This is a genomic window from Planosporangium thailandense (assembly GCF_011947195.1).
GTDB classification, from domain to species: Bacteria; Actinomycetota; Actinomycetes; order Mycobacteriales; family Micromonosporaceae; genus Planosporangium; species Planosporangium thailandense.
Genome location: NZ_JAATVY010000007.1, coordinates 197,785 through 223,844, shown reverse-complemented (window position 1 = coordinate 223,844; position 26,060 = coordinate 197,785). Strand labels below are relative to the sequence as shown.

The window sequence follows — 26,060 nt, the reverse complement described above, 5'->3', positions numbered from 1 at the left end:
TCCTACTCGCGAATTCCGAGAGCTAATTCCAGTGCGCCACGTACCCCGCGTGACGGCGGCCCGGAACGGCTGCGCCCCGTGGCATGGATGAGGCTGGCGAGAAGCTCGGCCTCCTGCTCCTGTCGGCTCGTGTAGCTGGTGCGTGCCAGGAGCCGCTTCACCAGGTCCGAATTGAGATCAGGGAGCAGGTCGGAGAACATGGCGGAGTCGTCCATGTGGTTCGTGCGATGATCGCACAGTATGTGGCACACCTCGTGCAGGATGATGTGTTCCCGGTGAAACGCCGTTGTCTCTTCTTCGACGAAGATCTCGTCACCGGTAGCTGTCGACACCCATATGCCGCAGGCGTTCGTCATGATGCTGCTCGGCAGCACATGCAGCTTGATCGGACGTCCTCGCTGCTCGGCGAGGTCGCGGAGGAGGGCGTCGACGGAGAACGGCCGCGGCAGGGTGAGCGAATCGACGATCGCTCGGCAGTTCCGGAGCATGTGCCGTGTTGTCATCTGGTCGCCCATTCCTCTAAGCGGCGAAGCCCAAGGCGCTCAACGATGCGCTTTCGCGAGGTGAACGGCTCGCTGCGCTGAGCCGCTTCGGCTCTTCGGGAATGCCGGTTGTGCGTGCTGCGTGAGCGTCGTGGTCGGCGCCGGCGATGCGGCCGTACGGGTGGCACGCATCGGGCCGACGGCAGAATTGGAGCGACAACGGAAGGCGGACCGGTGCTTCGCAAGGAGTGGGCCGGGTTGGGCGCGGCCGGCGGGATGGCTCCACCTCGATGACGACTAGGCAGACGGCTCTGACGGCTGACGATTGTCTTCATCAAGGGGGTCCAGTTTCTCAATCTCACGAGCATGGTTGAGAATGGCGAGGATCGAGTTCAGCGTCTCCTCCGACAGTCCGTCAGCGCGCAAGGCTATCGACCGTACCTTTCGATTGCGCAGGGCGACCGCGAGTTCCAACTGGGTGTCGACCCGCGCTGACACCCGATCGTCGAGGAAGTACTCCGGCGGAACTCCGAAGAATTTCGCGAGGGTCGTCAACGTGCTCCGCGTGACGTTCTGCTTCCGACCCGTGGTCAGTTCCCACAGGTAGGTGCTGGAGATCGCGGTGCCGGTGGCTTCGCGAATGTGTTGTGAGAGTTTCGCGAAACCGGGTCGGCTCCGCTCGTCCGGGTACATTGCGGCGATCAAGCGATTGATCTTCTGCCCGAGCTCACTCTCGCTGCGTTCAGCTGCATGCTTGCCGGGATCCATCGGGGCGTCCTTAGGGTCGACGTCGTCCGGAAGTCGCCAGTCGTCAATGTTAGCGGATGGGGCTCTGGTTTGCGACCGGCAACATATTGATCAACGTTGACGTCTTGTGTATCGCTGAGTACGTTTGTCGCCAGGCTTATCCGCTACAGCGGATGGCCGGCAGCCGAGCGCAGGTGGAGGAGCAGCGTCTTGGTTACTGACGGCCGGTGCACGGCCCCGCAGGTGGCCGCCCCTCACATCATCTACAAAGGACCATCGCTGTGACGGTCACATGTCTTCGTCCCGGTGGCGCGTTTGCAAGGGGCGACGGGATCGTGGTCGTCGTATCGACCGCTACGGGATCGACGGCCGCGGTGCCTGCGTGCTCGACGAGTCGACGCGGAGGCTGGATACGTGCTGTCGCTTTCCTGGCTCGTCACCTCGCCCGCCGAGCGCGATCGGCCGCTGATCGGGGGGAGTCCGCTGCCTGTCGACATCGGACTCTGATTGCGGCGTCGGGCTCAACGCGGCGGTCCGGGAGCAACGTGCGGAGGACCACAGGTTCCGTCGCGGCGTGACGGGCGGGACGCGTGGGGAATGAGTGTCAGCCACGGCTGTGGCGTCACGCACATCGGTGGCTTCGCATGTCGCGATGGCGGCGGGAGTCTTGTTCGGGGAGGCGGGATGGGCGGCAAACGACGGTCGGTGTCAGCCTGGGTGAAATCGGCGGCGACGGGGATGGCGGTGCCGACCCGGGCGCTCGCCGGCTTCACGCGACCGGCGGCGTCTCGACCGGTGGCGGCGCGTGAAGAGCCGGCCCGTAGACCCACCGGTTGGCCAGGAGGGGGCGGGGGAGGCGAGCGATGTCGATCGTGTGGGCAACCCGTGGGCTACTGGTCCACCGACAAGCTGACCGGCTTGTTGAACCGGTGGGGTTGGGACGACGCCGCGCAGGACACGCTTGATCGCGCACGCGGGCGGGGGCACCCGGTGGCGTTGCTCATCATCGACCTGGATTGCTTCAAGCGGGTCAACGACGAGTTCGGTCACCTGGTCGGCGATGCGGTTCTGCAAGCATCGGCGGGCGTTCTTCGTGCCTCGATCCGCGATGGGGATCTCGCCGGCCGGTTCGGCGGCGATGAGTTCCTGGGCCTGCTGCCTGGTGTGTACCCTGCCGCGGCGCTGGCGGTGGCGGAGCGCATTCGCGACGGTATCAGCCGCATACGGGTCCGGGTCGGCGTCGACGACGGCTCGGGGGCTGGCGTCACCGGTTGCACGGCATCGATCGGTGTGGCCGGCGGTGCCCTCCTTCCCGGAGTCGACATGGTCGATCTGCTGCGGCGCGCCGACGCCGCGTTGCGGGACGCGAAGCTCGCCGGGGGCGACCGCATCCGCGCCGCGGATCCACTGCCGGGTACCTGCCCGCACCATCGTCGCCTCCGCCTCGCGCAGGCGGGTCAGCGGTGCGGGTGACCGGGCGGGTGGCCGGTTTGCCATTCGGCGGGGGATGAGGTGCGTTGCGGGTGGCTCGGTCTCCGGTGCAACGCCGAGGCCGTCTCGTTGCTGCCGGTCGAACGGCAGAGGTGGTTCGACCGGGCCGATGAGAGAGGCTGGTGCGGCAATGAGCGACGAACGCGGATTCGGGGCAGCCGGCACGGCGCTCGGACCGCGCCCGACCGGACGCCGCGGTGTCGTGGATTCGCCTCGGACGCGCGTGGATACTTGGTACGGGCGTTCCAGAATCGGAGTAGCATCGATCGCATGGGCCGTTCGAAGGAGTTCGAACCGCAGGAGGCGCTGCGTGCCGCCCTCGACCTGTTCTGGGAGAGGGGTTACGAGGCGACCTCGATGTCCGACCTGGTGGAGCGCCTCGGCATCGGACGGGCGAGCATCTACGGGACTTTCGGCAGTAAGCAGGAGCTGTTCCTGCAGGCGCTCGATCGCTACGTCAGCGAGACGGACGCCCGGGTGATCGAGCGGCTGTCCCGGCCGGGCCGTGCCCTGTCCGCCGTGCGTGAACTCGTCGAGTGGTACGTCGAGGAGACGGAGCGGGACGACGGCCGAGGCTGCCTTGTGGTCAACGCCGCCGTGGAGCTGCTTCCCGCGAACGAGGCGGTGGCCCGCCGGGTCGAGGCCAGTTGGCGCACGCTGGAGGTGGCGCTCGCCACGGCGCTGTCCAGGGCGCGCGTTGAGGGCGATCTGCGCCCCGACGCCGACCCCCTGTCACTCGCGCGATTCCTGGTCGTGGTCCTGCAGGGGCTGCGGGTGGTGGGTAAGGGCGCCGATCGCCACCGGGGGCGCGACGCGGCCCGGCAGGCACTCGCAGTGCTCGTCGGGCAATATAATTGACCCCTCGTTCTAGTATGGGTCGCGTCAATCGGCCGTGAATGGCGTGCCAACGCCCTGATCGGCAGCACCTTTGGCCGGAATTGCTGGCGTTGGACCGAAGATCGTCGTGGAGCCCCGGAGCAGCGATTTAAAGAACCTGACGACAATATCCATCACGTCCCGTTCTATTGATGACCCCGGCTTCGAGGCCGGGGATTGGAACCGCCACGCGTCAACACGGGGGGGCAGCTCGCCTCAGTCGACGCCGTGGAACTGCAATTGACGGAGGCGAACAGTGTTGGTTGGGGTCGGTACCGAGGATCTCGGAAACGATTGGGACGACGAGGCGCCGAGCGTTCTACGTACCGTCGGTACGGATGCCGGCGCGGCGACGCGGTTGACGCCCCTGGCGGGTGGCGGGGCCGCTTCGGCGGGCACCGCCCGCGGCGGGGAGCGGCGTCGTGCCGTCGCCGGCGACCGGCGACCGTCGGCCTTGTGGTCAACCGAGCCGGACAGGCGGGTCGACGAAGACTCTGTCCAGCGATTGGCCACCGGCCTGCTGGGTGCGCCACCGGCGCGCGACCTACGAGACCTGCTCGGCGCGGCGGCCGGTGACTCGAGCCTGGTGCTTGCGCTGTTGGGTGGACTGTGGGAGCAGTCGGCGCTGGCGTACGGGCCGGACGGCGTCTCGTTGACCTCGCCGGAGCTGCCCTGGCGGGTGCGGGAGATGGTCGAGCGGTGGCTCGCGAGGTTGAGCCCGGCGGCCCGGCACGTCGCCGCGGTCGCCGCCGTGGTGGGGAAGTCCTTTCTCGTCAGTGACCTCACCGTGCTGCTCGGACGTACCACCGCGGAGCTGCTGCCGGTGCTGCAGGAACTGCACGAGGGTGGCGTGCTGGAACCGGTGGCGGAGCGATTGGCGTTCCGGCAGGAGCTGGTCCGCCGGGTGGCGATCGAGTCCATCCCGTCCCCGGTGCTGGCAGCGCTGCGGCACGAGGTTGACGAGCGACGCCGGGACGCGGCGCCGTCCGCCATGCCCGGCGGCGAACCGCGGGCGGGCGGCGAGGCTGACGAGGGCTGCCGCCCGACCCTCGATCTCGTCGTCGGCGGGCCGTGCCGGACCACCGGGGGCACCGAGGCCACCGAGGGAACGTGCCGTCCGCTCGCACTCGCCGGGAGGTCGCGCTCCGAGGATCCCTGGAGCGGGCTGAACGAGCGAGAGCGTGACGTCGCAAGGCTGGCCAACCAAGGTCTGACGAACCGGCAGATCGCCGGTCGGATGCACCTGTCGCCACACACCGTCAATTACTATCTGCGTCGCATTTACCGCAAGCTCGGAATCAATTCACGTGTGCAGTTGGCCGCGTACGGGATCGGGCGGGCCGGATAGCGGTACCCGGACAGGGTGACGGACGCCGCAGTCGTTGGTTGGCGACCACCGCACCGGCGTCCGTCGGGCGCACCCTCCGCCGGATTGCCGGAGTCGCATGTCGAGCAGTCGCCGTCGTGACGCGTAGCCGACACCGCGTGCGGTGAGCGTTCGTCGATTCCCCTCCGGCCGGTCCCGGCGGCGCGGCCGCGCTCACGCATGATCGAGATGCTGATCGATATTGACCGATCGTTCCAGAAAACCTATCGTGGCACCGTGCTGGCTCGGACCGACCAGGGAGTCCACATGCACCAGACCGTTGTGACATCCACGGGCGCCGGCCGTGCGGCTGTCCGGCCGGTGGCCGCGTTCCTCCTGCTGGCTGCCGTTCAGTTCGTCCTCATCGCGGCGATCACCGTGCTGTCGGTGGCGCTGCCGGGCATCCAGCGTGAGTTCGGGCTGAGCGCCGGCGACCTGGCGTTCGTGAGCGCCGCCTACGGACTGTCGTTCAGCGGCCTGCTCATGCTCGGCGGTCGCCTGACCGACCTGCTCGGTCGGCGGCGCGTCTTCATCATCGGAGTCGCGCTGTTCACCACGGCATCCGTCGCGGCCGCGCTGGCCTCCGGGTACGCGGTGCTGCTGGCGGCACGGTTCGGCCAAGGCGTCGGCGCCGCGCTGGCCGCGCCGGCCGCGATGGCGCTACTCGGGGTGGTCTTCCCGGACCCGGTCACCCACCGGCGGATGACCGCCGTCTGGGGCACTGTGGCCAGCATCGGCGCTACCGCCGGCACCCTGCTCTCCGGCGTCGTGCTCACCTGGGCGTCCTGGCGCTGGACGATGGTGCTGCCGGCCGCGGTCGGCCTCATGGCCTGGGTGGGCGGCACCCGCCTGCTGCCGGCCGGGCCCACCCCGGTACGGGCAGAGGTGGACTACCTCGGGGCTACCTTGATCACTGCGGGGCTGTCCGCCGTCAGCTACGCGCTTGTCGCCGGCGCCGATCACGGCCTGGCCAGTCCGGCGGTGTTCGTTCCGTTGATGGCAGGTGTGCTGCTGCTGGCGGTGTTCCTTCTGGTTGAGGCCAAGGCGGCGGCACCGCTCGTGCCGCTGGCGTTTCTCGCCTCCGCCCGGCGCGGTGCCGCGCTGCTCGCGGTGCTGCTCGCCGCCGGCGCGATGTCCGGGGTGTTCTTCTTCCTCGCCCTGTACTTCCAGCAGATACGAGGCCTGAGTCCACTGGCGACCAGTGGCGCGTTCGTACCGTTCAGTGCTGCGTTACTGGTCACCGGTGCGTTGGCCGGGCGCCTGATCGCCGGGGTAGGCGCCCGCACGGCCACCGTTGCGGGCCTGGCGCTGGCCGCCGTGGGGCTGGTGCTGCTGGGTCGCCTTGACGCCGGCGGCACGCACAGCGGGTTCCTCCTGGTGGGTCTCGTCGTCTTCCCCGTGGGTGCCGGCCTGACCTTCTCCGGCGCCACCGTCGCCGCCGTCGAGGGCGCCCCGGCCGACCGGGCGGGATTGGCCGCCGGCGCGGTCAACACGGCGATGGAGATCGGCCCCACGGTGGGGCTCGCGCTGCTCGTGTCCGTCGCAGGCACGGCCACTGCCCAACTGCCCACAGTAGACATGCCGGCCGCCGTCGCCCGGGGGTACGGCTTCGCGTTCACCGTCGCCGCCGCGCCGTTGGCGCTGTGCGCGTGCTACGCCGCCCTGGCGCTGCGTCCACGTAACCGACAACCGAAGGAGAGCTCATGAGCAACCGGTTCACCGGCAAGGTCGCCCTCGTCACCGGCGGCGGATCCGGCATCGGCCGGGCCACCGCCAAGGCGTTCGCCCGGGAGGGCGCCACCGTCGTGGTGGCCGGGCGCAGCGCCGACAGCCTCAACCAGACGGTCAAGCTCATCACCTCCGAGGGAGGACTGGCCAGCGCGGTCGTCGCCGACGTGACCCGCAGCGACGAGGTCGCCAACCTGGTCGCCACCACCGTCCAGCGGCACGGCGGCCTGCACGTGGCATTCAACAACGCGGGCATCATCGGACGGCCCGCACCGCTCGCCGACCTGGACGAGGAAGTCTGGGACACCGTCGTCGCGACCAACCTCACCGGCCTGTACCTGGCGCTGAAGTACGAGATCGCCCACATGCGGGCCCACGGTGGCGGCGCGATCGTCAACATGGCGTCGAACATCGGCGCGCACGGACGTCGGCCCGGCCTCGGCGCCTATGCCGCCACGAAGGCCGCGGTCAGCGTGCTCACCCGCACGGTAGCCAGGGAGTACATCGGGGAGAATGTGCGGATCAACGCGGTGAGCCCCGGTGCCACCGATACCGCGATGTCCCGCCGGCCGGGGGAGAGCGATGCCGACCGGGACGCGCGGATCGCCGCGGCCGTTCCGCTCGGGCGCGTCGGTACCACCGAGGAGGTGGCCGCCGCGGTGCTGTGGTTGGCTTCCCCGGAAGCGGCCTTCGCCGTCGGGCACGACCTCGTGGTGGACGGCGGCGCGACAGCCTGAGGGTCGGTAAACGCGAGGAGCCCGACGACCGGTCGTCGGGCTCCTCGCGTTTACCGGGATACGACGTCAGCCGGCGGCCCCGACCGCCACCTCGGCGGCCAGCCAGCCCAGGACGGCGGCGGTCGTCGGAGTGACCGCGCACCGCTCGGCGGCGTAGGTCAGGGCGAGCCGGTGGTAGTCGGCGGTGAAGTCAGCGACCGCGTCGGCCACCATGAAGGTTTGGATGTCGTTGGTAAAGGCGTCGCACGCCGTCATCAGGACGCCGACGTGCGCGTACACCCCGCAGACGATGAGCTGGTCGCGACCCCGGTCACGGAGGAGGTCGCGGAGCCCGCTGCGGTGGAAGGCGCTGTAGCGCCATTTGGTGAGTACGGTGTCCCCGTCGGCGGGCCGGACGCAGTCGACGATCTCGCGGTGCGCCGGGGAGACCGCCATTCCGGGACCCCAGAAGTCGCGCAGCAGCCCCCGTTGCTGTTCGGTCATACCGCCTGGCTGGGCGGTGTAGACCACCGGCACGCCGGCTCGCACCGCGCCCTCGCGCAGCGCCGTGACGTTTCGCAGCAGGTCGACCGTGGGTTGCGTGTCGGCCGGGAACGGGGCCAGGAAGTATTTCTGCATGTCATGGATGAGCAGCACAGCCCGGGCCGGGTCGACGCGCCACGTCGCCTTGTTCGGCGGCAGCGTCGCCCCGTTCGGCATCGGGTAGGGGCTGATCTGGGGAATCGCCATGCTCCTCAACTCCTCTTGAAAAGGTGTGGGCGGCCGCCCGCTGGACGGCCGCCCGTTCAATGACCTGTCGGCGCGGTCACACGCCGAGCGCGGCGCCACCGTCGACGTACAGCTCCTGCATGGTTATGTGGCCGGCCCGATCGGACAGGAGAAACGCCACCGTCTCGGCCACGTCGTTCGGCGTGGCGAGCTTCCCGAGCGGGATGCCGACCCGGAACTGGCTCAGGCTGCCCGCGATGGTCTGGCGGGCGTCGCCGCCCGCCGCCCACAGCGCGCGCAGCATTGCGGTGTCGGTCGACCCCGGCGCCACCACGTTGCACCGCACGCCGTACCGGGCAACCTCCAGGCCGAGGCACTTGGTGTACATGACCGCGGCCGCTTTTGACGCCGCATAGGCGGCCATTCCGGATCTCGGCACCCCCGCGGCGTTGGACGCCACCGTGACGATCGAGCCGGCGCGTCGCTCCACCATCCCGGCCGCCACCGCCCGCGACACCTGCAGCACGCCGGTGGCGTTCACGGCGAAGGTGGCCGCCCAGTCTTCGTCCAGCACGGCGAGCGCCGATGCCGGTCGCAGGATCCCGGCCGCGTTGACCAGCAGGTCGATCGGGCCCAGGCGGTTCTCCACCGTACGCACGAGCGCGGTGACCGCCGCACCGGAGCTGACGTCGGCCGGCAGCGCGGTGACGTCCCAGCCCTTGCCGCGCATCCGCTGCGCCTCGCCGGTCAGGCGCTCGGCATCGAGGTCGACGGCGGCGACCCGGGAACCCCGTTCCGCGAGCGTGCGGACCACAGCGGCGCCGATACCGCCGGCGGCACCGGTGACGAGGGCGACCCGCCCGGTGAACTCCTCGGCCGTCACCGCGAACACCACACCCGCGCTACGCGCAGCGCCTGTACCGGGTTGAGCCGGGGATCGCAGAGGCTGGTGTAGCGCGCGCCGACGACGTCGGCGACCGACGGGTCCTCGACGCACTCCGTCACCAGGTCCGGGGTCGTTTCCAGGTGCAGCCCGCCAGGCACGCCGCCGGCCGCGGTCACGGCGGAGACGAAATCGCGCACCTCGCGCTGGATCGTGGTGAGGTAGCGCGTCTTGTAGCCACCGACCGAGACCGTGTTGCCGTGCATCGGATCGCACAGCCAGATCGCCGGGTGGCCGGCGTCGCGGACAGCGGCGACCAGCGCGGGCAGTCGCTCGGCCACGTGGTCGGCGCCGATCCGCGAGATGAGCGTCAGCCGGCCGGGCTCCCGGTCGGGGTCGAGCCGCTCGCAGATGGCCAACAGGTCCGCGACCGTGGTGGACGGACCCACCTTGCAGGCGACCGGGTTGGAGATCTCCGCCAGCAGTGCGAGGTGCGCGCCGTCCGGCTGGCGGGTCCGGTCGCCGATCCAGGGCCAGTGGGTGGAGGTGAGCAGCAGCCGGCCGTCGAGATCGGAGCGGACCAGGGGTACCTCGTAGTCGAGGATGAGGGCTTCGTGACTGGTCCACAGGTCCGGGCCGAGGTGACGGCGCAGGAAGTCGGTGGCCGTGCGCGCTGCCTGGTAGCCGCTGATCAGTCGCAGCGGGTCGGGCCGGCGCGCCGCCATCGTCGGTTCCGGCCCGTTGACCAGATGACCGCGGAAGGCGGGCAGCTCCACGTCACCGTACCGATCGGTGGGGCGTGAGCGGGGCTTGGCGAACTGCCCGGCGATCCGACCGACCCGCACGACGGGCAGGCTGGACGCCTGCCGCATGACGTCGGCCAGGGAGTCCAGAAGCTGTGCCTTGCGGATGAGCGGGCTGGGCCTGCACTCGGCCGGATCCTCGGCGCAGTCACCGAGCTGTACCACCTGTGCCCGGCCGGCGGCGACCTCGGCGAGCTGTTCACGCAGCCGCCGGACCTCGTCCCACTCGACGAGCCCGGGCAGCGCGGTGAGGTCCTGCCGGATCTTGTCAACCAGCCACTCGTCATCCCAGTCCGGCTGCTGGTGGGCCGGCAGTACCCGCCACTGGGCCGCCAGGTCCGGCAGGGCGGACGGGGCGGCGCTGAGACGGAGGGTCATCGCTGAGCGCCTTCCTGGTCGAGTGTGGCGACCGACAGCGGCCGCAGCGCGCGGACGATGGCCTCGATGGTGTCGGCGAAGTACTCGTCGGTGGTTCGCAGGAAGTCGCTCTCCTGCAGGGCGCGTGCGGCGCCGCCGGCCGCGAGGACGATCTCGATGGTGAAGGTGGTCGCGCCCGAAGCGTCGGTACCGATCACGTTCGCGATGCTGGCGACATCGGGATCGCCGATGTGCTCGAACAGGATGCGGCGCTCGGGCTCCGGTCGTACCCGCTGCACCAGCCGTTCACCGTTACGGACGATCTCGCGCAGAAAGCCGTCGTCGTAACGCTCCAGGATGCGGCACGCCGTGATTGCCGGTACGTAGTTGGTGGGTGCCTCCGCCTTCGCCAGCAGCGACCGCCACAGGCGGTGCCGGTCGACCGGCGTCGCGTCGGGCGACGACGGGTCGGTGAGCGGCGTGGTCCACGACATTGTGATCATCGCAAGTCAGTCCCCCGTAGAGCTGGTTCGACGCTCAACCTAAGCACGCTCCGAAGATGGCTGGAACTGCTCGGCCGAGTAGTAGAAAGCGACGTCCATCACTACATGGACTGGCAGTTGTCGACAGTGGACGAAAGTTGGCAGGCTGCGGTGGACGGTGCCGTGCGCGTGTGGACGGCGCGTCCTGTGACCTGAGCTGAACGGGGGACTCGCATGCAACCACCCGTCCCACGGGCGGAGCTGTCGGCGGTGCTGGCCGGCCGGGCACCCGCCTTCGCGCTGCTGCACCGACCCGGCGCCGCCGGCGCCGACCGGGTAGAGGTGCTCACCGGCACGATGTCCACAGTAGATAAACTTGCGGATCTGCCGATTCCTTCGGACCGCCCGGCCGGCGTTGCCCGGCACGACCTGGTCGCGCTGGTGCCCTACCGCCAGCTCGCCGAACGCGGCTTCGACTGCCCGGACGACGGAGCGCCGCTGCTCGTCATGTCGGTCCAGGACCAGTCCTCGGTACCTGTCGCGGAGGCGCTACGCCAGTTGCCCGACGCCGCGATCAGCCTCACCGACGCCGGTTTCGACATCGACGACGAGGAGTACGGCCGGATCGTGCGGCAGGTCCTCACCGACGAGATCGGCAACGGTGTCGGGTCGAACTTCGTCGTCAAACGCTCCTACACCGCCACCCTCGACCGGCACCCGGTCGAGGCCGCCCTGATCCTGTTCCGCCGGTTGCTGGCCACCGAGTCCAGCGCGTACTGGACATTCCTGGTGCACACCGGGGATCGCACGTTCGTGGGCGCCAGCCCCGAGCGGCACGTCAGCCTGACCGCCGGGACGGTGGTGATGAACCCGATCAGCGGCACCTACCGCTACCCGGCCCAAGGCCCGGACGTTCACGGTGTGCTGCGGTTTCTCGCCGACACCAAGGAGGCCGACGAGCTGTACATGGTCGTCGACGAGGAACTGAAGATGATGGCGCGCATGTGCGACGAAGGCGGCCGTGTCCACGGCCCGTACCTCAAGGAGATGGCCCGACTCGCGCACACCGAGTACCTGCTCACGGGGCGCAGCGGGCTCGACGTGCGCGACGTGCTACGCGAGACCATGTTCGCCCCGACCGTCATCGGCAGCCCCGTGGAGAGCGCGTGCCGGGTGGTCGCCCGCTATGAGCCGCACGGCCGCGGCTACTACAGCGGGGTGGTCGCCGTCGTCGGCCGGGACGCCTCCGGCGCACCCGTCCTCGACTCATCCATCCTCATCCGCACCGCCGAGATCGACGCCGACCGGCGGCTGCGGATCGGCGTCGGCGCGACGCTGGTACGTGAGTCGGACCCGCAATCCGAGATCGACGAGACCCGGACCAAGGCGGCCGCGCTGCTGGCCGCCGTGTGCGGGGAGCCGGGCGGAGTCGAGGCGACCGACCCCGGGTACGGCCGACTGAGCGCCGACCTGGCCGTGTCCGAGGCGCTAGGTCGGCGCAACCGGCACCTGAGCCGGTTCTGGTTGGCCGACCCGGACATTCGGGCCCGACCGCGGCCCGAGTTCGCCGGGCAGCACGTGTTGATCGTCGACGCGGAGGACACCTTCACCGCGATGCTGAGCCGGCTCATCGCCGCGTTCGGCCTCACCGTGACGGTCCGCCGCTTCGACGAGGCGTACGAGCTGGACGGCGCCGACCTGGTGGTGCTCGGGCCCGGCCCCGGTGACCCGCGGGAAGCCGGTGACCAGAAGATCACTGCGATCCGTGCGCTCGCCGCCCGCCTGCTCGGCGACGGCCGGCCGTGTCTCGCGGTGTGCCTGGGCCACCAGATCCTCAGCTCGGTCCTGGGCTTTGCGCTCGTCCGTCGGGAGCGCCCCAACCAGGGCGTCCAGCGCGAGATCGACCTGTTCGGCAGCCCACAGCGGGTCGGCTTCTACAACAGCTTCGCCGCGACCGTGCCGCCCGGCGCGGCCGCGATCGAACTCGGCGACCTCAGCGTGTGTGCCGACCCGGGCACCGGTGAGGTGCACGCCCTGCGCGGGCCGACCTTCCGTTCCATGCAGTTCCACCCGGAGTCCGTCCTCACGGAGGACGGCGTGACGATCCTCGGCGACGTACTGGCCGGGCTGCTGCCCGCCACCACCGGCGCCACCCGATGACCAGCCTACGAGGAGTACCCGCACCGATGCCCAGCCTGTCCCGCCGTACCTTGTTCGCCGGCGCCGTGACCGCCGGCGCCGCAGCCGCCGCCACCGGCCTGCTCGACACACCCTCCACCGCCGCGCCGACCGGCGGCGCGGCACCGGTCTTCGGACCGGTCGACGTCACGCCGGCCGACGCCCGCTACGCGGACCTGGTCTGGGGAACCAACCGCCGCTGGGTCGGCACCCCCGACCACGTGGTCCTCGTCGGCTCGGCCGACCAGGTCGTGCGTGCCGTCCAGGACGCCGTCGCCGCCGGCCGGCGGGTGGCGGTGCGTAGCGGTGGGCACTGCTACGAAAACTTCGTCAGCGCCCCGGACATCCGGGTCGTCATCGACCTCTCCCAGCTCAACGCGGTCTACTACGACCCGGGCCGCCGCGCGTTCGCGGTGGAGCCCGGCGCGCTGCTCGGCGACGTGTACAAGACCCTCTACAAGGGCTGGGGCGTGACGATCCCCGGCGGCTCCTGCCCAACCGTCGGCATCGGCGGGCACATCGCCGGCGGTGGGTACGGCCCGCTGTCGCGCCGGCACGGGCTCACCGTGGATCACCTGTACGCGGTGGAGGTGGTGGTCGTCGACGACTCCGGGACCGCCCGCAAGATCGTCGCCACCAGGGAGAAGGACGACCCGAACCGGGACCTGTGGTGGGCGCACACCGGTGGGGGCGGAGGCAACTTCGGCGTCGTCACGAAGTACTGGTTCCGAAGCCCGGACGCGGCCACCGCCGACCCGCGCAACCTGCTGCCCAGGCCGCCCTCGGAGGTCCTGGTCCGCACCGTCGGCTGGTCCTGGGCCTCGCTCGATCAGGCCGGGTTCAGCCGACTGCTGCGCAACTTCGGCGCGTTCTACGAGCGCAACAGCGGACCGGACTCGCCGTACGCGACGCTGTTCAGCCAGCTCAAACCGCAGCACAAGGCCGCGGGTTCGTTCGCCATGACCAGCCAGATCGACGCCGCGGTGCCGAACGCGCAGCGGTTGCTGGACGACTACGTCGCAGCGGTCAGTGACGGCGTGAAACCCACACCGGCCACGCTGGAGGCGCGCCGGATGAGCTGGCTGCACTCCGCCACGCAGTGGCCCGGTTTCACCGCGACGGACGTGTCGACCCGGTTCAAGGCCAAGTCGGCGTACATGCGCCGGGCCTTCACCGAACCGCAGATCGCGGCCTTCCACCGGCACCTCACCCGCGGTGACTACGACCACCCGGTATCCCTCGTGATGATCACCGCGTACGGCGGAAAGATCAATACGGTGGCGCCGGACGCGACCGCGGTTGCCCAGCGCGACTCGATCATCAAGCTGCACTACGTCAGCTTCTGGACCGACGAAGCCGAGGATCCCAAGCATCTGGCCTGGATCCGGGAGTTCTACCGGGACGTCTACGCCGATAGCGGCGGCGTCCCGGTGCCGAACTCCATCACCGACGGCACGTTCATCAACTACGCCGACGTCGACCTGGCGGACCCGGCGTACAACACCTCGGGCGTGGGGTGGGAGCGGCTGTACTACAAGGACAACTACCCGCGGCTGCAGGCGGTCAAAGCCCGCTTCGACCCGCGGAACGTCTTCCGTCACGCGCTCTCCCCGCGCCTGCCGCGGTGAGGCGCAACCGGGGACCGGGGAACGGATACGGGGAGAACGGATGTCAACGATAGTCATCGCCGGCGGCGGCATCGGTGGCCTGGCCACCGCGCTGGCCGTGACCGATGCCGGCCACGAGGCGGTCGTCCTGGAACGCCAGTCGCGCTTCGCCGAACTCGGCGCCGGCATCCAGCTCGCACCGAACGCGTTCCGGGCACTGGACCGGCTCGGGGTCGGCGCGGCGGTGCGGGAGCGGGCGAACTTCATCGACGAGCTACGCCTCATGGACGCCGTCTCCGGGGAGGCCATCGTCCGGCTGCCGCTCGGCACGGCATTCCGGCACCGGTTCGGCAACCCGTACGCCGTCGTGCACCGGGGCGACCTGTACGAGCACCTGCTGCGGGCCTGTCGCGCGCGGTCGGCGGTGCGGCTACGGGCCGACGCGACAGTGGTCGGCTACGACGCCGACGACGTACGGGTCGCTGTCCACCTCGACTCCGGCGAGTCGGTCACCGGCGACGCGCTCGTCGGTGCCGACGGACTGCGCTCGACGGTGCGGGCGGCGCTGGTCGGCGACGGGCCACCCCGCATCTCCGGGCACACCATCTACCGGTCGGTGATCCCGATCGCCGAGGTGCCCGAGGACCTGCGCTGGAACGCCGCGACCTTGTGGGGCGGCCCCGATCTGCACATCGTGCACTATCCGATCAACGGGTGGCGTTCGTACAACCTCGCCGCCACGGTCGACGACGGAGCCCAGGAGGCGGTCTCCGGCGAGCCGGTCGACGGAGATCAGGTCCTCGCCGCCTTCGCCGGCGTGGTCGACTCCCCGCGGCGGCTGCTGGAGCGCGGCCGGGACTGGCGCCGGTGGGTGCTGTGCGATCGGGATCCCGTGACCGCCTGGGCCCAGGGCCGGGTGGTCCTGCTCGGCGACGCCGCCCATCCGATGCTCCAGTACGCCGCTCAGGGTGCCGCGATGGCGCTGGAGGACGCGGTGTGCCTCGGCGAGCAACTGGCGCGGCCGGTCGACGTCGCCGAGGCGTTCGCCCGGTTCGCCGCGCTCCGGCAGGACCGCACGGCGCGCGTCCAGGTGATCTCGCGGCGCCTCGGGGACGAGGTATACCACCCTCGCGACGATGCCGCACGGCGGCGCAACGCCCAGCTCGGCGCGCTCACCGAGGACGACCTGTACGGCATGCTGGACTGGCTGTACTGCCCGGACTCGTCGTGGGTCGGTGCGAGGGGGTGAGGCTGTCACGACCCGCACCGTCCGCACGTCGTGGGTGAAGGACCGCCCGCCCCGGGGTGCGACTGATCTGGCCTGACGTGCCGACCCCGGCAGACGCGCTGGCCATCATGGAGCCGCCGCTCCTGCGTGCTTCCGACGCTGCTCCTCGCGGTCGGGGCGGATCGGGTGCGCAAACTTCTCGGCGCCTGAGCGTCCCTCCGGTCAACCGTGTCCACGTCTCGCGGACGGCACGTGGGTCGGTCAGCGGCGTGTCGCCGGGGGCACGAGACGGCGGTTTCGTCATGTGCACCCGCATCGCAACCGTTGGTCCTGCTCGTCGCAACTGATCCGCCGTAACGTCGACTCTCACCCTTGGCGAAGCGAAGGTGGATGCGAGCGGCCATGGACTCGGCATTGCGCACGGCTGCCCCGAGTGACGACGGAGCCACGGAGCCGGTAGTCGTCGTGATCGACGACCTGTCCGACCTTTTCGTGCGGACGGCGGAGGCTGAGGCCAGGTTGGTGGCGGCGCTCCAGGCGATGGAGACGGTACCCATCGGGCAGTACCGGAAAGTCGTGGCGCCGGCCGGACACGCGGAACGGCTCGCAACCGAGTGGGACCTGCCGGACCTGCGGATGCGGGCCCGGCTGGTACGGGCCGACGTGCTGCTGCGTGACGGCGACGCGGTCGAGGCGGGCCGGATCGCCCGGCAGGCGATCGCGTGGGCCACCGAGCGCGACGACAGCTATCTGTTGGCACGCAGCCATCGGCAGTTGGCGCTGTTCTTCTACCTGGTGGGGGACATGTCCGACGCGCTGGCGCACGCCGTCCAGTGCGTGGCGCACACCGGCGAGGACGTGCCGGCCCGCCTGCGCGCGAACCACCTGTCGGTCCTGGCGATGGTGCTCCACGACAGTGGTTCGCCGGAGGACGCCCGTCGCCGCAACGAGGAGGCGCTCGAGATCGCCGTCGCGCTCGGCGACGGGGAACTGTCGCTGCAGATCCTCAACAATCTGGCCTACTACGCATACCAGGACGGTGATCCCGAGCGGGCCGAGCACCTCATTCCGCAGATCCGGGCCGTCAGCGCCCGCTACGGTCTCCCGCTGGACGCCGGCGTCCTCGACACGGTCGCCCGGATCGAGATGACGCACGGCAGGTACGTCGAGGCCGTGGAGACCCTGCGCCCGTTCCTGGACGGGTCGGCCGGGCATCTGCTCATCGAGCGGAACGCGCTGGCCGAGTGCCTGCTGACGGTGGCCGAGGCGCAGCGGCTCAGCGGCGACATCGAGGCCGCCCAGGCCAGCCTGGACCGGGCGGTCGAGGTGTGTGAGGAGCGGAACCTGGGATCGGCCAGGGCGCGGGTACGCGAGGAGCAGGCGCAGGTGTACGCGGCGACCGGCCGGCATGCGGAGGCGTACGAGGAGTACCGGCTGTTCCACACCGAGACGCAGGCGTTGCAGTCGGCTCATCGGGAGGCCCGGGCCCGCACCCTGTTGGCGGTGTTCGAGACGGAGGAGGCGCGTCGGGAGAGTCGCCGGTTCCGGGAGATGGCCCGGCGCGACCCGTTGACCGGCCTGTACAACCGCCGTTTCCTCGACGAGCGGCTGCCGCTGGTGCTGGAGCAGGCCGCCGAGCGCGGCGCCCCGCTGTCGGTGGCGCTGGTCGACCTCGACCACTTCAAGCGCATCAACGACACGTTGTCGCACGCCACGGGCGACGCCGTGCTCAAGGGTGTCGCCGGTCTGCTGGCCGATGCCGTGGCCGGCCCAGCGATCGCCGCCCGGCTCGGCGGCGAGGAGTTCGTGCTGGTCCTCCCGGATACCGATGTCGGTGAGGCGGCGCGCCGCTGCCAGCGACTGCGCCGGGCGATCGCGGACCACGGCTGGCAAGCGGTCACCGGAGATCTCCCGGTGACCGCCAGTATCGGCGTCGCGACCGTCCTTGATGGGCGGGGCAGCGCCGCCGCGCTGCTCGCGCAGGCCGACCGGAACCTCTACGCGGCAAAGCGCGCCGGCCGCAATCGCGTCGTCGCCGACCCCGCCGGTCGACCCTTGGAATCGACCAGCCCGTAACCGGAGGGCCGCGGGCGCGTCGAGTGCGGCAGAGCCTGCGTGACCTGTGCGAACCGGGGTGGCGACGCGACCGGCAGCGGCGGGACGGACGCCTTCGCGGCGGCCATCTGCTTGTCATGGGCGGCCGGCGGCGGTGTCATTGTACGAGGACGCTGCGTTGCTCGGATCGTGCGTCACCGTCGATCTGCTCATTGGCCATCCGACCATCCGGGCATCGGCGAGTATGGAAAGTTGTGCATCGGGGTACTGGCCGGGTGCACGCCGACACGAAAGGAACCGCCGCAAACAGCCCAACAGGGAGAGTTTGCCGATGTCCGAACCGTCGAGCCGTACGAGCGACAGGCGCCCCGCAGCCGAGATCCTCGTAGCCGCTGTGGTCGGCGTACTCATTCTCGCGATCCTGCTTCAACTGCTCGTGTCGCGCTGCGCCTCGAGCCGCGATGGCGACGGTGCCGCGGCGCCCGGCTCGGGGCGTTCGACTCCGGCAAGGCCGGCGGTGCCCGGCGGCTCGTCGCCGGCGAGCCGAACGTCCTCGCCGTCGGTCGACTCGGGATCCTCCGCCGGTCCGGTCGGCGGAGGATCCGCCAGCCCGGCCGGCACGGCGAGCGCCGGGGTGGGTGGGCGGTCCGCGGTTCCGAGCGCCGCCGCTTCCGGCGCAGCCGGTACCCCCGTGTCGGTTCCCACCGGCTACGGGTCAGCGCGGCCCGGCGCCGGCCCGGCCCCGAGCGGCGCACCGCGAACCGGTGGCGGCGGCGGCCAGGGGATGCGCAACCCGGTCCTCGTTGTCGTTGGGATCTTGCTGCTGTTCGTCGGTGCCGCGTTGGTACTGTTCCGCGCCCGGCCGTCGACATGGGACCCGGACGACGATGGTGTCGGGTAGCCGGCGGCTGACACTCGATACGCTGGCCGCCCTGCTCGCGGTGGGCGGCGTGATCCTCGTGGTTGTCGGCGGCCGCCCACCGGCCGATCAGTGGCGCGGTACAGCGGATGCCGCCGCCCGTCTCGGTCCGCCCGGACCACCGGCCGGCGCCGCAACGCGTCCGGCCGCAGGTGGGGCCGTCGGCCGCGCTGCGGCGGTCTCCGCGAGTGCGGGACCCGCTCCGCTCGGCCCTTCCGTTCCGGTACGTCTCGACATTCCGGCGATCGGACTGAGCACGCCGTTGATGGCCCTCGGGCGCAACGCCGACGGCACCATCGCCGTCCCCCCGTTGCGTCACGACGCACCGGCCGGGTGGTATCGGTACCTGGCGACACCGGGCGAGGTCGGTCCCGCCGTGATCCTCGGCCACGTGGATACGGCGCGTGACGGACCGGCCGTCTTCTACCGGTTGCGCGACCTGCGCTCCGGCGACACCGTGACGGTCCGCCGGCTCGACGGCAGCACGGCTGTCTTCACCGTCACCAGGACCGCTCAATATTCGAAACTCGCGTTCCCGACGGAAGCGGTCTACGGCGCGGTCGATCGCCCCGCACTGCGGTTGATCACGTGCGGCGGCACCTTCGACCCCATCAACCGCCAGTACCGGAGCAACATCGTCGTGTACGCGACGCTCACCGCCAGTACGCCCGGGTAACCGGGCCGGTCCGCCGCCCCACGCGTACCGCTGCCGCACGCTCCCGCAGAGTGAAGCCGGGGAACCGGCCGGTTTCTGTCGGGGGGCCTCGATAGCCTGCGCCGGTCAGAATCCCATGCGATGAAGGAGGATCGATGGCGTCTCGGCTCAACCCGTACATCAGCTTCGCTGGCAACGCGCGGCAGGCCATGGAGTTCTACCACCAGATTCTGGGCGGCACTCTGACCGTGAACACCTTCGGTGAGTCCGGTGTGCCCGACCCTGCGATAGCTGACCAGGTCATGCACGCCATGCTCGTCACGGACCAGGGCTTCACGCTCATGGCCTCGGACACCCCACCCGGGATGGAGCACAATCCGGGTACCAACATCACGGTCAGCCTCAGCGGCGACGACGGCGATCTGCTGCGCGGGTGCTGGGACAAGCTGTCCGACGGCGCCACGGTGACCGTTCCCCTGGAGAAGCAGATGTGGGGCGACGAGTTCGGCGCCTGCGTCGACAAGTTCGGCATCCCCTGGATGGTCAACATCGGCGCGCCGCAGCCCGTGTGACGGCGTGGAGCGGCGCGGGTCGGCCTGGCCCGCGCCGCAGGCCCGGCGACGCCCACTCACCCGGCAACTCGGATCGTGCCGGCCGGCATGGAGTGCGGACCCCGGCGGCGGGGCGTGCGGGTGGCATTCCTGGCAAGGTTGGCACCATGGGCTCGTTCGTTCGCGCGCGCCTGTTGCACTGGGCCGTCGCTGTTCCTGTGCTCGCGGTCGTGGTGTTGATCCTGGCCTGGGGTCGTAGCCTGCCCGGTCTCGTCATCGTGCTCGTTGTCGGAGTCCTGGCCGCCGCGGTCCAGGCGGCGGTTCACCACGCGGAGGTGGTCGCCGACAAGGTGGGCGAACTGTTCGGCTCTCTGATCCTCGCGGTCGCGGTCACGGTGATCGAGGTGGCGATGATCGTCACGCTCATGGTCAGCGGCGGAGCCAAGACCATGACGCTCGCGCGCGATACGGTCTTCGCGGCCGTCATGATCACCTGCAACGGGATCCTCGGCCTGTCGTTGCTGATCGGCGTGCTGCGCCGACGAGTGGCTGTGTTCAACCCGGAAGGCACTGGCGCAGCCCTCGCCACCGTGGCCACGCTTGCCACCCTGAGTCTGGTGGTGCCCAAGTTCACCACCAGTCGGCCCGGCCCACAGTTCTCTCCGGCACAGCTGACCTTCGCTGCCGTCGCATCTCTCGCGCTGTACGCACTGTTCGTCGTGGTGCAGACGAGCCGCCACCGTGACTACTTCCTGCCGGTCGCGATGGAGGGCGACATAATCAACATTGAGGAACGCGCCAAGCCGCCGCCGACCGGCATTGCGTTGACCAGCCTGGCGCTGTTGGTGGTGGCGCTGGTGGCGGTCGTCGGCGACGCGAAGATCGTGTCCCCGGCGATCGAGGCCGGCGTCGCAGCCGCGGACCTGCCGCAGTCCGTGGTCGGTGTCGTCATCGCCCTGCTCGTCCTACTGCCCGAGACGCTGGCCGCCGCACGGGCCGCTCTTCGCGACCGGGTGCAGGTCAGCCTCAATCTCGCCCTCGGATCAGCGATGGCGAGCATCGGGCTGACCATCCCGGCGATCGCGGCCGCCTCGATCTGGCTCGACACACCGTTGCTGCTCGGCCTGGGCGGCACCCAGATTGTCCTGCTCGCGCTCACGGTCGTCGTCGCCGTCCTCACCGTGGTTCCGGGGCGCGCGACTCTCTTGCAGGCCGGCGTTCATCTGATTCTGCTCGCCGCGTACCTGTTCCTTGCCACAAGCCCCTGAACCACACCGTCGCCCCCGAACCACGGATTTTCCGGAGTGGGCCCGGCGCTGGTAGTACGCCGAACCGTTGCGGTGCCGGATGCGGGTTTCGACCTCGTTGGCCGCAGCGGTCCGGTGAGGAGGGCCAGCCAGCCGGTGACGCGGCAGCGCTCGAGGAGATCGGGCGTAACCCGACACCGGATCCGGACCGGACTGTGCTGGAGTCGATCGCGCCCGGAATGTAACAGATCGTAAAACGACTTTCCTGCTATTGACGCGTTGAGAATCGATCTTTCTACTACGGGGACGTAGATGGTTGCCTGACGTCGGCCGGTGACGTCCGGTGCAGCGCCTATCCCGCGAGGGAGGACGGTGGAGGTCAACTGATGACGGCGCAACCCCCGGCACCCCGTGGCCGAGCACGCGATCTCGGGTTCCCGGTCGGGCACCTGCCGCCCGGACAGTTCAATGCCATCACTGACGTGCCCGGGGTCCGCGTCGGGCATCGGACGGTCTGGCGCGGCGGCCCGGGCGAGTCCGGACCGGTGGCCCGGACCGGCGTGACCGCGATCTGGCCGCACGAGGGCAACCCGTTCCGGGAACGGGTGTACGCCGCGACCAGTGTGTTCAACGGTTACGGCATCATGACCAGCGACATCGTCATGGACGAGTGGGGCCTCATGGGATCGCCCATAGTCCTGTGCGATACGGCCAATCTGGGCCTCGCCTACGACGCTACGGTCCGCTACATGACGGCCCGCGACCCCGCCGTCGGTGACGACGACGTGTTGATGCCGGTCGTCGCGGAGTGCGATGACGGATTTCTCAACGACAACCGCGCCTTCACCCTCACGACGGAGGACGTGACCGCGGCGCTCGACTGCGCGGCGAGCGGGCCCGTCGCGGAGGGGGTTGTCGGTGCCGGAACCGGTATGCAGTTGTTCGACTTCAAGGGCGGTATCGGGACGGCGTCACGGCGGGTCGAGATCGGCTCACGCAGCTTCACGGTAGGCGTGCTGCTCAACACCAACTATGGCAGTCGACACCAGTTGCAGGTCGCCGGGCATCCCGTCGGACGGAAGCTTGTCGACCGCATGCCCGTGCGGCACAAGGAAGGCTCCTGCATCGCGGTCGTCGCGACGGATCTGCCACTGCATCCGAAGCAGCTACGCCGCCTGGCCAGGCGCGTCGACATCGGGCTCGGGCGGACGGGCAGCGTCGGTAACGACGGTTCCGGTGAGATCTTCATGGCGTTCTCCACCGCCCATCGGATTCCTCGCGAAGCACCGGACGGCATCATGCCCATCGAGGTCATGATCGAGGGCCAGTTCTGGACCCATGGCTCCCCGTTCGACGTCGTCTTCGACGCGGTTGCGGAAGCGGCCGAAGAGGCGGCCCTCAACGCCCTCTGCCAAGCCGACACCGTCGACGGGAGAGACGGACACCGCCTGTGGGGATTCCCGATCGAGGAGGCTCTCGCGATGTTGCACAACAAGACCGGTCGTGCCTGAGCACCCACGGTCCGCCGGGGCCGCGCCGCCCGGTCCCCGCGGACGTCGCCACGAAGTGGCGGCGCCGCGCGACCGTCTCACGCGTGCGAGCCGGCTGTCGCGGCCGTGCGGCCCGAGGTGGGGCGTTCCCGGTCGCGCGCGAGATCGTCGTTCCGACGGGGCTCGGGCACGGGGGACGGCGCAGGGCTGGTCGCCTGTCCCCGCCGGCCGTCCGCCTCCGCCCGGGTCAGGTGACCGTACAGGCCGGTGACCTCGAGTGTGCGTTGCACGGCGCTGCTGCAGTTCACGACGGTGAGGGTGATGCCGCGCCGCTGGGCGTCCTGGTGGGCGCCGACGAGCGCCGAGACGCCGGCGGGATCGATGGACGTCAGCTGGCCGAAGTCCAGCAGCAGGTGGGTGAGACCGGGTTGGGCGAGGAGGACCTCGAGTGCGTCGTTCAGGTCGTCGACGGTTGCCGTGTCCAGGCGGCCGTGCGCGGTCAGCGTGAGCGCCGTGTCGTCGGCCTCGGCCAGGGTCAGATCCAGCGGTGGCAAGGGTGCGCGGTGACGTCCGGTACTCATCGGAACTGCTCCTCGGAGGGGAAGAGAGGCGGGGTCTCAGCGGCGGGTGCGGTAGGCGCCCACCGCTGATATAGGCGTCGAAGGCCCAGTTCGTGTCACATCGTCAGGATCGGCCCCTGTTGCCCGAGTGTGGTGGGTCCGCTGGAGGTGTCGGCGGCACGGGGAGCGTCACCACAGGCGCGCCCACCTGGTGGCCCGACAGCACGACCGGCGGAGCCCGGTGCCGGCGTCGCATCGGGTCGAACGCGAGGCGGCTGAACGGAATGTACGGTCCGGGGGTTTCTGCTGGACCGCGTCGTGAGGCGCCCCGGCGGACGCTCGGACGTCGTCGGCGCGCACGGAGCCGTCGCGTCGAGGTCCGGGCTGCGACCGCGTCGGTCTTTCAGGCCGGATCGGCTGTGCTACCGGCGCCGCTGGCACGGCGCAGCTCGTCCACCACGTGGGCGAGGAATCGGCGTACCTCCGCGGGCGGCAGGTCGTCCCCGGCAGTCCGGCCCTGCCGGTAGGTTTCCACGGCGGCGGCCAGCAGTTCGGCGTGTTCGGGGCGCGTCGCTGCCGCCCACGTCGCCGACGCCGGCTTGCTGTGCCACCGGCGTTCGACGGCGAAACGCAGTGCCCGAGCGCCATTGAGCACCGCGTTGTCGAGCAGGTGCCCGGCGTCCGGTTCGGCGTGCGCCTCGGCGGACGCCAGCACGATTCGGAGCAGCACCGGCTCCGGGACCGGGCGGAACAGCAGCCGTGGGGAGGGGCCCAGCAGGACCTGTCCGGCCTGGTACGTGATGGCACGGTCGATCACGTACCAGAACGCCGGCCCGGCTGCGGGGTCAAGACTCCGCTGCGGGGGTAGCTCGAGGCCGGTGTTGAGATTCAGCGCGTACGCCGCCTCGGTCGTCGGCGCCGTAACCGTCGACTCCGGGTAGACCACGAGCTCGAGCCCGGCGGCCGGGACGGGTCGGCGCGAGCCGTCGAGTTCGTCCGCGACACGGAGCAGGACGTCACGTGTGACGCCATCCCGAACCACCACCATCAGGTCGATGTCACTTCGGCCTGGCGTGAAGTCGCCGAGCGCCAACGATCCCGTCGGATAGACGCCGACGAGGGTGTCGGTGAAGACCTCGACAAGCAGTCCCACCGTCTCCCGCAGATACCGCTCGACCGGCTCGGGAATCGCGCGCCGTTGCGGCGCTTCGGTGGGGCGACGCTGTGGCGACGATGGGTTCACCCCGGCAGATGCCACGACCGTTCCTCCCGCCGTCATGCGCCGCGACGGCTGGGACAGCGAACGTCGGCCCGGCGCCCGTCAACACTGCCTCCATGATGCGCCTGTCGGTGGACGGCGCGGTGTCCCTCCCACCGCGCCCCGGTGGCGGGCCGTGGTCCAGGTGACCGTCGCGGCCACGCTCTTCACCAGGGGCGCGAAGGTGGGGAAGCGCCCGGCACGGCGGCGACGACGGCGCCGTACCGCACGTGACGTAGGACACACCAGGATGAGAACCCATCGGGCGCGGCCGACGTCTTGCCTGGTGTGAGACATAGCGTCATGGCGGTGGATGAGGAGAGGCTCCTTCGCCGCACCGCCCGCGGCGACCGGGAGGCCTTCGACGAACTGTACCGTCGGACGGCGCCCTGGCTCGCGGTACGCCTGCGTCGGCGCTGCGCGGACGAGGACCTCGTGGCCGAAGTCATGCAGGATACGTACCTGGCGGTGTGGCGGGCGGCGGGCGCGTTCGTCGGCGCTGCCGGCGGCGGCAGCGCGGTCGGTTGGCTGTGGACGATCGCCGCGCGCCGCCTGGTCGACGCTTTCCGCCGGCGGGCGCGGCTGGAGCAGGTGCCGCCGGCCGCCGCCGCTTCGCCCACCGTGCCGGGGGCCGAAGACGAGGCGCTGGCCCGCACGATCGGCGACGACCTCGGCGACGCGCTGCTCGCGCTTCCCGCGGAGCTGCGGCAGGTATTGCAGGCCATGGTGCTTGACGGCCTGTCGGTACGGGAGACGTCGCTGCTGCTCGGCGTGCCTGAGGGAACCGTGAAGACCCGTGCTCGGCGGGCCAGGATCGCCTTGCGGGAGGCGCTGTCATGAACACCCACGCGAATGCGGACCTGCTCGCCCGGTACGTCGCGGGCGATCCGGGGTTGGACGACGCCACCCTCTGGTCGCTGGAGACCCATCTCGAGTCGTGCCGCGCCTGCCGGGCCCGACTGGGTACCACGATGGACGGCGGAACGGTGGCGCTGCTCGACCGGGTGCACCGGGAGCTTGGTCAGCGGATCGCTGCCGGACCGGCACCGTACCGGCGGCGGCGGTGGTGGTCCTTCGGTCGCCGATGGACGGTCGCCTGGTCGGTGCTGCCCTGGCTGGCGGTGACCGTGGGGATGCTGGCCACCGCGCTGCTGTTCGACCGGGCGTACCCGCAGTACCCGTCAATGGTGCTACTGGTCGCGCCGGTGGCGCCGCTGTTCAGCGTGGCGGCTGCCTGGTCGCGACGCGCGGACCCGGCCTGGGAGCTGCTCACCGCGACCCCCCGTGCCGGGTTGTGGCTGCTGCTGCGCCGGACCCTCGCGGTGCTCGCCGTGTTGATCCCGTTGCTGATGCTGGCCGGCTGGCGCGCCGGGCAGTCGCCGGCGCGGTGGCTGCTGCCCTGCCTGGTGTTCACCGCGGCCACCCTCGCTCTCGGCGGCCGGATCGGCGTCCAGCGGGCCGCGTACGTGCTGACCGCTGCCTGGGCCGCGGGGGTGATGGTGCCGACCGTGGCCGAGCGGGAACCGTCCGCGCTCCTGCAGCCCGGCAGTCAGCCGGGCTGGGCGCTGGCCCTTGCCGTGGTGGGGGCGATCGCCCTGCTCCGGCGCGCCGACTACCGCCGGCTGACGAGCCGCAACTGAACCGATCCGAGA

Annotated in this window: 24 protein-coding genes; 15 read left to right on the top strand and 9 right to left on the bottom strand. The window is 70.5% G+C overall.

The genetic code is table 11. The features are described from left to right. Window positions 1–2: 2 nt before the first annotated feature. Both HC031_RS13425 and HC031_RS13420 read right to left on the bottom strand, forming a co-directional pair. Window positions 3–515, bottom strand: coding sequence for a hypothetical protein (locus HC031_RS13425; RefSeq protein ID WP_205862680.1), 513 nt, complete (start codon window positions 513–515; stop codon window positions 3–5). Window positions 516–779: 264 nt separating this feature from the next. Then, window positions 780–1,250, bottom strand: a complete 471-nt coding sequence (locus tag HC031_RS13420) for a hypothetical protein (protein WP_167925599.1) — start codon at window positions 1,248–1,250, stop codon at window positions 780–782. Between the two features lie 864 nt (window positions 1,251–2,114). On the opposite strand from HC031_RS13420, the gene HC031_RS13415 reads away from it, so the two are divergent. The 5 genes from HC031_RS13415 (at window position 2,115) to HC031_RS13395 (ending at window position 7,427) form a co-directional block, all read left to right on the top strand. Next, window positions 2,115–2,702 carry a diguanylate cyclase gene (locus HC031_RS13415; RefSeq protein ID WP_167925598.1) on the top strand — a complete coding sequence of 196 codons (588 nt, stop codon included), beginning with the start codon at window positions 2,115–2,117 and terminating at the stop codon, window positions 2,700–2,702. Window positions 2,703–2,990: 288 nt separating this feature from the next. Next, window positions 2,991–3,578: a TetR/AcrR family transcriptional regulator gene (locus tag HC031_RS13410; protein ID WP_167925597.1), complete on the top strand. Its 588-nt coding sequence runs from the start codon at window positions 2,991–2,993 to the stop codon at window positions 3,576–3,578. 274 nt (window positions 3,579–3,852) lie between these two features. Next, window positions 3,853–4,944, top strand: coding sequence for a helix-turn-helix transcriptional regulator (locus HC031_RS34775; RefSeq protein WP_420813633.1), 1,092 nt, complete (start codon window positions 3,853–3,855; stop codon window positions 4,942–4,944). A 285-nt stretch (window positions 4,945–5,229) separates the two neighbouring features. Then, window positions 5,230–6,669, top strand: a complete 1,440-nt coding sequence (locus HC031_RS13400; protein ID WP_167925596.1) for an MFS transporter — start codon at window positions 5,230–5,232, stop codon at window positions 6,667–6,669. Beyond that, entirely contained in the window at window positions 6,666–7,427 is a 762-nt protein-coding gene (locus HC031_RS13395; RefSeq protein ID WP_167925595.1) for an SDR family NAD(P)-dependent oxidoreductase, read from the top strand. The genes HC031_RS13400 and HC031_RS13395 overlap by 4 nt, the downstream gene beginning before the upstream one ends. Before the next feature lie 66 nt (window positions 7,428–7,493). Here the strand turns inward: HC031_RS13395 and HC031_RS13390 are convergent, their stop codons facing one another. The 4 genes from HC031_RS13390 to HC031_RS13375 form a co-directional block, all read right to left on the bottom strand. After that, window positions 7,494–8,156 carry an isochorismatase family protein gene (locus tag HC031_RS13390; protein WP_167925594.1) on the bottom strand — a complete coding sequence of 221 codons (663 nt, stop codon included), beginning with the start codon at window positions 8,154–8,156 and terminating at the stop codon, window positions 7,494–7,496. Window positions 8,157–8,232: 76 nt separating this feature from the next. Then, window positions 8,233–9,018: a 2,3-dihydro-2,3-dihydroxybenzoate dehydrogenase gene (locus HC031_RS13385; protein ID WP_167925593.1), complete on the bottom strand. Its 786-nt coding sequence runs from the start codon at window positions 9,016–9,018 to the stop codon at window positions 8,233–8,235. Further along, entirely contained in the window at window positions 9,015–10,199 is a 1,185-nt protein-coding gene (locus HC031_RS13380) for a 3-deoxy-7-phosphoheptulonate synthase (protein WP_167925592.1), read from the bottom strand. The genes HC031_RS13385 and HC031_RS13380 overlap by 4 nt, the downstream gene beginning before the upstream one ends. After that, the gene (locus tag HC031_RS13375; protein ID WP_167925591.1) at window positions 10,196–10,672 is read right to left on the bottom strand and encodes an AtaL-like protein; all 477 of its coding nucleotides are present in this window, start codon (window positions 10,670–10,672) and stop codon (window positions 10,196–10,198) included. The genes HC031_RS13380 and HC031_RS13375 overlap by 4 nt, the downstream gene beginning before the upstream one ends. 222 nt (window positions 10,673–10,894) lie before the next feature. Here HC031_RS13375 and HC031_RS13370 point away from each other — a divergent pair, with 222 nt between their 5' ends. The 4 genes from HC031_RS13370 (at window position 10,895) to HC031_RS13355 (ending at window position 17,749) form a co-directional block, all read left to right on the top strand. Next, on the top strand, window positions 10,895–12,820 hold the full coding sequence (locus HC031_RS13370) for an anthranilate synthase family protein (RefSeq protein ID WP_167925590.1): 1,926 nt from the start codon (window positions 10,895–10,897) through the stop codon (window positions 12,818–12,820). Between the two features lie 26 nt (window positions 12,821–12,846). Then, window positions 12,847–14,466 carry an FAD-binding oxidoreductase gene (locus tag HC031_RS13365; RefSeq protein ID WP_167925589.1) on the top strand — a complete coding sequence of 540 codons (1,620 nt, stop codon included), beginning with the start codon at window positions 12,847–12,849 and terminating at the stop codon, window positions 14,464–14,466. A 40-nt stretch (window positions 14,467–14,506) separates the two neighbouring features. Further along, entirely contained in the window at window positions 14,507–15,694 is a 1,188-nt protein-coding gene (locus tag HC031_RS13360; RefSeq protein ID WP_167925588.1) for a 3-hydroxybenzoate 6-monooxygenase, read from the top strand. Between the two features lie 381 nt (window positions 15,695–16,075). Continuing rightward, a complete protein-coding gene (locus HC031_RS13355; protein WP_167925587.1) occupies window positions 16,076–17,749 on the top strand; it encodes a tetratricopeptide repeat-containing diguanylate cyclase in 1,674 nt (557 codons plus the stop codon). Window positions 17,750–18,154: 405 nt separating this feature from the next. On the opposite strand, the gene HC031_RS13350 is transcribed toward HC031_RS13355, so the two are convergent. Continuing rightward, window positions 18,155–18,433, bottom strand: a complete 279-nt coding sequence (locus HC031_RS13350) for a hypothetical protein (RefSeq protein WP_167925586.1) — start codon at window positions 18,431–18,433, stop codon at window positions 18,155–18,157. A gap of 182 nt (window positions 18,434–18,615) precedes the next feature. Here HC031_RS13350 and HC031_RS13345 point away from each other — a divergent pair, with 182 nt between their 5' ends. The 4 genes from HC031_RS13345 (at window position 18,616) to HC031_RS13330 (ending at window position 22,611) form a co-directional block, all read left to right on the top strand. Then, window positions 18,616–19,323, top strand: coding sequence for a class F sortase (locus HC031_RS13345; protein ID WP_167925585.1), 708 nt, complete (start codon window positions 18,616–18,618; stop codon window positions 19,321–19,323). Between the two features lie 134 nt (window positions 19,324–19,457). Then, window positions 19,458–19,874 carry a VOC family protein gene (locus HC031_RS13340; RefSeq protein WP_167925584.1) on the top strand — a complete coding sequence of 139 codons (417 nt, stop codon included), beginning with the start codon at window positions 19,458–19,460 and terminating at the stop codon, window positions 19,872–19,874. 146 nt (window positions 19,875–20,020) lie between these two features. After that, window positions 20,021–21,121, top strand: coding sequence for a calcium:cation antiporter (locus HC031_RS13335; RefSeq protein ID WP_167925645.1), 1,101 nt, complete (start codon window positions 20,021–20,023; stop codon window positions 21,119–21,121). 365 nt (window positions 21,122–21,486) lie between these two features. Next, window positions 21,487–22,611: a P1 family peptidase gene (locus HC031_RS13330; protein ID WP_167925583.1), complete on the top strand. Its 1,125-nt coding sequence runs from the start codon at window positions 21,487–21,489 to the stop codon at window positions 22,609–22,611. A 77-nt stretch (window positions 22,612–22,688) separates the two neighbouring features. Here the strand turns inward: HC031_RS13330 and HC031_RS13325 are convergent, their stop codons facing one another. Continuing rightward, a complete protein-coding gene (locus HC031_RS13325) occupies window positions 22,689–23,171 on the bottom strand; it encodes an STAS domain-containing protein (RefSeq protein ID WP_167925582.1) in 483 nt (160 codons plus the stop codon). A gap of 382 nt (window positions 23,172–23,553) precedes the next feature. Further along, window positions 23,554–24,408, bottom strand: a complete 855-nt coding sequence (locus HC031_RS13320) for an aminoglycoside adenylyltransferase domain-containing protein (protein WP_167925581.1) — start codon at window positions 24,406–24,408, stop codon at window positions 23,554–23,556. A 303-nt stretch (window positions 24,409–24,711) separates the two neighbouring features. On the opposite strand from HC031_RS13320, the gene HC031_RS13315 reads away from it, so the two are divergent. Further along, on the top strand, window positions 24,712–25,248 hold the full coding sequence (locus HC031_RS13315) for an RNA polymerase sigma factor (protein WP_167925580.1): 537 nt from the start codon (window positions 24,712–24,714) through the stop codon (window positions 25,246–25,248). Continuing rightward, a complete protein-coding gene (locus HC031_RS13310; protein WP_167925579.1) occupies window positions 25,245–26,048 on the top strand; it encodes a zf-HC2 domain-containing protein in 804 nt (267 codons plus the stop codon). The genes HC031_RS13315 and HC031_RS13310 overlap by 4 nt, the downstream gene beginning before the upstream one ends. The last annotated feature ends 12 nt before the right edge of the window (window positions 26,049–26,060 follow it).